This is a genomic window from Bartonella sp. OD88NMGDW (genome assembly GCF_042193775.1).
Lineage (GTDB): Bacteria > Pseudomonadota > Alphaproteobacteria > Rhizobiales > Rhizobiaceae > Bartonella > Bartonella grahamii.
Genome location: NZ_JBHIMA010000078.1, coordinates 1 through 711 on the forward strand (window position 1 = coordinate 1; position 711 = coordinate 711).

Below are 711 nucleotides of genomic sequence, written 5' to 3' on the forward strand. Positions count from 1 at the left end.
TGTATGCTTTTGAGAACTTTTGCCATACTCACAAAATCATCTTCAACAAAATTCCCAGAGCTGTAACACTTCTTCTTCACAAGATAAGGCGGGTCTAGGTAAAATAAACTATCGGGTGCATCAAAAAGTTCGACAACCCGTTCCCACGACAAATTTAAGATTGTCGTATCAAGAAGCTTCTGTCTAACACGCCGCATCCTTGATAACAGCTTTTCGGGATTAAATGCTATAGGCTTTTTTCTTCCAAAGCCAAAAGAGACATACTCTTTTTTCCCATACATCACACAACGTTGGAGAAACAAAAAGCGAGCGGCTCTTTCAACTTTGGAAAGGCTCTCTGGTTCAATAGCCGCAAGTTCAAAAAACAACTGTCTTGAACAAACAAACCATTCTAGTCGTTTGGCTAAATCATCAAAGTCATTTTGAACACATTGAAACAGATTCGTGATCTCTCCATTCAAATCATTAATAACGGAATATTTTGCTGGTCTTTTATTGAGGAAAATAACACCAGAGCCTAAAAATGGTTCAACATAGGTTTCATGTTCAATATTATTTAAAATCGGTATAATTTTCTTACGTAGATAGTGTTTACCACCCATCCACGCAAACAATGTTTGTGTGAATTCTTGTGTCATCATATTTTTAAAGGAGAGATTTGATATTTAACTTTTTGTTATCCACTTTTTGAGGTGTGAGAAGCTATTCTCT

Annotated in this window: 1 protein-coding gene; it reads right to left on the reverse strand. The window is 36.1% G+C overall.

What is annotated here, in order from left to right:
• A partial coding sequence (locus tag ACFIJR_RS09185; protein WP_375654087.1) for a DNA adenine methylase occupies positions 1 to 641 on the reverse strand: 641 nt, incomplete at its 3' end.
• Between the last annotated feature and the right edge of the window lie 70 nt (positions 642 to 711).